The organism is Acidobacteriota bacterium (genome assembly GCA_003696075.1).
Classification (GTDB): Bacteria; Acidobacteriota; Polarisedimenticolia; order J045; family J045; genus J045.
The window spans coordinates 1-4,750 of sequence record RFHH01000087.1; the positions used below are offsets into that span (position 1 = coordinate 1).

Consider the following 4,750-nt stretch of genomic DNA (forward strand, 5'->3'; position numbering starts at 1 on the left):
AGGCGCGCCTGACGGACTGTCAGGCGGGGGGGCCCTCGCCGCGCCCTTTGTGCTTGCGCTAGAGGTTCCGCTCGCTGATTCCGAGCGCCGCGGCCACCTTCGCCCGGTGGCCGCCGAACCGCTCGAGCAGGCGCCGGATGTAGCGTTTCTCCAGCTCGGCCAGGGTGGGCGTGTCGGCGAGCAGGTCGCCCCCGGATGCGGCCGGTCCGTCCCGCAGCTCCGCGGGGAGGTCCTTCACCTCGATCCGGTCGCCGTCGGCGAGGATCAGCGCGCGCTCGATGACGTTCTGAAGCTCCCGGACGTTTCCCGGCCAGTGATAGGCGCGCAGTCGCGCCATCGCCTCCTCCGAGATCGTCACCGGATGCGCCGGCGCGACCGGGAGAGTGCGCGCGAAATGTTCGGCGAGGAGGGGGATGTCCTCCGGCCGGTCGCGGAGCGGGGGGAGGGTGAAACTCACCACGTTGATTCGGTAGTACAGATCCCGGCGGAAGCTTCCCTCCGCGACCATGGCCCGCAGGTCGCGGTTCGTGGCGCAGATCAGCCGCACGTCGACCTTGATGTCGTGCACGCCGCCCACGTGACGGAACGTGCCACGGTCCAGGACCCTCAGGATGCGCGACTGGAGCGGCAAGGAAAGCTCGCCGATCTCGTCGAGGAACACGGTGCCCCCGTGCGCCACCTCGAACAACCCCTGCTTGCGCGTGACCGCGCCGGAGAACGCCCCGCGCTCGTGCCCGAACAGCTCGCTCAGGAGCAGCGATTCCTGCAGAGAGGTGCAGTCCACCACCACGAAGGGCTCGTCGGCCCGCGCGCTGGCACGGTGGATCGCCCGGGCCGCCAGCTCCTTGCCGACTCCCGACTCCCCCTGGATGAGCACGGTGGTGTCGGTGGCGGCGACCTTCTCGATGATCCCCAGGACCTCCGCCAGCGCCTCGCTGCTCCCGACGAAACCGCTGAACCGGTCCTGCCGCGCCAGCTCCCGCTGCAGCATGCGGTTTCGACGGACGAGATCGCGCTTTTCCGCTGCCTTGCGGATCACCGCCTCGAGCTCGTCCAGGTTGCAGGGCTTCGTGAGGAAGTCGTAGGCCCCATCTTTGAGCGTACGGACCGCGGCGTCGATCGAGCCATGCCCGGTCAGCACGATGGTCTCGGTCTGCGGGCTTCGCTCCCGCAGTTCGCGGATGAGCTGCTCGCCGGGCATGCCGGGCAGGTTGAGGTCGACGATCGCGACATCGTAGACGCGCGAGGCGGCCGCCTCGAGCGCGGACTCGGCATCGGGCGCGCCGTCCGCCGCGATCCCTTGCCGGCGCAGCTCCTCCACCAGCACGCTCCTGAGACCCTCGTCGTCGTCGACGAGGAGGAGCCGGATCTCGCCGCGGCTGGTCATCTCCCGTCACCCTCCGGCCGCGACCGCGGCAGCGTCACCGTGAAGCGTGCGCCGCCCCCGGGACGGTTGGCGGCGGTGATCCGTCCGCCCATCTCCGCCACGATGCGGCTGCAGATGAACAGCCCGAGACCGGTTCCCTGGCCTGCGGGTTTCGTCGTGTAGAACGGATCGAAAATGCGCACCAGGTCGTTTTCGGGAATGCCGGGGCCGTCGTCCTCGACATCGATCCGGATGCCGCCGTCCACTGCGCGAGTCGCGACGCGGAGCGTACCCCCGCGCCCCTGCATCGCCTGCACCGCGTTCAGCGCCAGGTTCATCAGCACCTGTGTCACCCGCGCCGGATCGCCGACGAGTGGCGCGAGGCTCGGGGAAAGGTCGGTCTCGCTCCGGATCGCGTGACGCTCCATCTCGTGGGACAGGAGAGCGAGGGCATCGCGAACCGCTCGGTTGACGTCGATCAGGGAGCGGGCACCCCCCGTCGACCGCGAGAGACGGAGGAGCCGGTCGGTGATCGCCCGGCCTCGCTGCGTCGCCCGCTCGATCTGGTCGAGCTCGGCGTCGAGCCGCTCCAGGGGTTCTCCGCCGGTCCCGTCCTCGGCCAGCCGGCGGCGCAGCGCCGTGACGCGGGCGGCGATCACCGCCAGCGGATTGTTGATCTCGTGCGAGAGTCCCGAAGCGAGCAGGCCGAGCGAGGCGAGCCGCTCGGAGTGCACCAGCGACGCTTCGAGCTGCCGGCGCTCGGAGATGTCGCGGCGCACCTCCACCACCTGGATGACGCGGCCGGCGGCGTCCCGGACCGGGGAGGCGTGGACTTCCAACGCCCTCTCGTCGCCCGAGCCGGTGTGCCGGGAGACGACCGCCTTGGCGAGGCGGCCGGTCTCGAAGACGCGGTCGACGAGGCACCCTCCGGCTTCCTCCGGGGAGGGGCCGCGGCAGCAGTCGGCGAGCGGCCCGGCGTCGGCGGGGCGCGCGGCGGTGAAGGCGCGGTTGGCGATCACGATCCGCCGGTCCCGGTCGAGGACCACGATCTGATCGTCCACCGCGTCGAGCACCGCCTGCAGCTCGGCACGCTGCCGCTCGATCCGCCCGAGCAGCCGTTCCAGGTGCTCGGTCATGGCGTTCACCTGGGACCCCAGACGGGCGAACTCGTCCCGCCCGGGGATGCGGGCCCGAGTATCCAGACGACCGCGCGCGATCTTCTGGGTGGTCCGCACGATTTCGTTGAGCGGGGCATGCACCATCCGGTTCAGGAGCAGGGTGAGCGCGACGATCGTCACCGCGAGCATGAGAGCGCCCAATGCGGCGGTGCGACCGAAGCTCGCCGCGATCCGTTTCTCTGCCCCTGCCAGCGAGAAGTCGAACAGCAGCACACCGTTCGTGCGCGCCTTCGGATCGTGGCAGCGGTGGCAGGCGGGCTCGTTGGGGATCACGCTGACCGCCCGCAGCACTCGGCGACGCCCCACTTCGACGATCGTGGTGCGGCTCGTCGCCGGCGCCCGTCCGGCCTCGTGGCAGACGCGGCACATGTCGTCCCGCTCCCGGTCGAAGAAGCGGCCTTCGAAGGAGGGGTCGGAGCTCACCGCCACCCGACCGCTGCGGTCGAGCAGGATGACGCGCTGAACCGCCGGCTGATGGGCGAGACCGCGGATGGTGTCGTCGAGCAGGTGCGGCTGCCGGGCGATCATCGCCGACCGGAGCCCCTGCACCACGATCCGGTCGAGGCTCAGCGTCGCCTCCTCCACCGCCTCGAGCTGCCGCGACCGCTCGCGGGCGTGGAAGATCAGAAGAAAGGGGAGGCCGATCGCCAGCAGGAGGAGCGTGACGGCGCCGGTCAGCCGGAACGTCAGCCGGTGCCGCCACGGAACGGGGGTCGTGCCGTCCATCGCTCCCAGCCGGTTCCGGCGCGGGGCGCCGCCGGCCGCTGCCGAGGTTATCGAACGGGTCGCAGGGTGTCGACCGCCGCAGGCCGGCACCGGCGGGGGAGAGGCGGCGCGCGGAGGGCGGCCCGGCCCCGCCGCCGGGGCTTCCGACCCGGGCCGCTGCGGAACGGCCGCCGGGCCGGCAGCCGCCGCTGGCCGGCGAGGAGGCGGCGGGCTTGCACCACGGCTTCCGCCAGCCGCGCCTGCGGTCGGGCGGCCGCGGAGCCGGCCGGCGCCGTCCGGGAGCGCCTTGACCCTTTTCGCGGGGGTTCACTAGCTTTGGATCGAGGCGTGGGGGCGCCGGAGAGGGCCGCATGGACCGTCGGGAGCCGGCCACCATCCTGATCGCGGATCCCAGCCCGCCGGTGCGCGGGCTGCTGCGCGATACCTTTCTCGACGCCGGCTACGAGGTGGTCTTGGCCGAGGCGGGAGAGCAGGCGCTGCGCCTCGCCGAGCAAAAGCATCCGGATCTCCTCCTCGTCGAGGTCGATCTACCGGGGATGGACGGCTACGCGCTGTGCGCCGCGCTCAAGGCGGATCCCCACTACCGGGAGATTCCGGTGGTCTTCCTCTCGGCGCGGCGCGAGGTCGCGGACCGGCTCGAGGGGCTCCGCGCAGGCGCCGAGGACTACCTCCTCAAGCCGTTTTCCACCGAGGAGCTGCTCCTCCGGATCAACCGGATCATCGCGCGGCGGCGCTCGGCGGGGCCCGCGATGGAGTCCGGACGCACCTTCCTTTCGGGCCACACGAGCCACCTCCCGCTTCCCGACCTGGTCCAGATGCTCTCGATGAACGCGAAGACCGGATGCCTCCGGGTGCTCGCCAGGGAGCTGGGCAGGGTCTACTTCCGGGAGGGGCAGATCGTGGCCGCTTTTGCCGGCCGAACGCGGGGCAGGAAGGCCCTTTTCCGCATCGTGGCTTGGGAGAACGCTCACTTCCATTTCGATCCGGACGAGACGATCGACGCCCCCGCCGAGCTCGGACCGAACACGCAGCGGCTGTTGATGGACGCCTTCGTCGCCCACGACGAGCTGGGGCGGCTCCGGCACGAGCTTCCGGATCGCGCCGCGGAGGTCGTGGCGACCGCGAAGGGGCGCGCCCTGTTGGCGGGGGACGGCGCCACCGCCGACGGCCTCGAACGGCGCGTTCTGGAACTGGCCGAGGTCCCGGTGAAGGTGGGAGAGCTTCTGGACGGTCTCGACGCGACCGACCTCGAGATCGCTCGGGCGGTGGTCGCGCTGCGCCGCGGAGGGGCCTTGCAGCTCGCGGGGGTGGCGGAGCGGGCTGCCGGCTGAGCCGGCATCCGCCGTGACCCGAGAGGTGCTTCCTTCGCGGTGCGTTTTCGGCGCCGGGCGCCGGTTGGCACGGTTCCTGACCGGACCGGCGAGACGGGGCGGGAGCGTTCGGGTCGGCTCCGCTGGCGGAATCGAGGGAAAGGAACGAC

The 4,750-nt window shown here is 71.6% G+C and carries 3 protein-coding genes; 1 reads left to right on the forward strand and 2 read right to left on the reverse strand.

The annotated features are described in order from the left end of the window. Positions 1–58: 58 nt before the first annotated feature. Together D6718_05770 and D6718_05775 are read right to left on the reverse strand one after the other, a co-directional pair. The gene (locus tag D6718_05770) at positions 59–1,387 is read right to left on the reverse strand and encodes a sigma-54-dependent Fis family transcriptional regulator (protein ID RMG46343.1); all 1,329 of its coding nucleotides are present in this window, start codon (positions 1,385–1,387) and stop codon (positions 59–61) included. Beyond that, complete coding sequence (locus D6718_05775; GenBank protein RMG46344.1) at positions 1,384–3,270, reverse strand: HAMP domain-containing protein; 1,887 nt, start codon at positions 3,268–3,270, stop codon at positions 1,384–1,386. Before D6718_05775 ends, D6718_05770 begins: the two co-directional genes overlap by 4 nt. Positions 3,271–3,620: 350 nt before the next feature. Here D6718_05775 and D6718_05780 point away from each other — a divergent pair, with 350 nt between their 5' ends. Beyond that, positions 3,621–4,601, forward strand: a complete 981-nt coding sequence (locus D6718_05780) for a response regulator (protein ID RMG46345.1) — start codon at positions 3,621–3,623, stop codon at positions 4,599–4,601. Positions 4,602–4,750 lie beyond the last annotated feature (149 nt).

Excerpts from the sequence above, each read along its gene's own strand:
- D6718_05770 (RMG46343.1), bottom strand. The coding sequence starts at position 1,387 with ATGACCAGCCGCGGCGAGATCCGGCTCCTCCTCGTCGACGACGACGAG.
- D6718_05775 (RMG46344.1), bottom strand. The coding sequence starts at position 3,270 with ATGGACGGCACGACCCCCGTTCCGTGGCGGCACCGGCTGACGTTCCGG.
- D6718_05780 (RMG46345.1), top strand. The coding sequence starts at position 3,621 with ATGGACCGTCGGGAGCCGGCCACCATCCTGATCGCGGATCCCAGCCCG.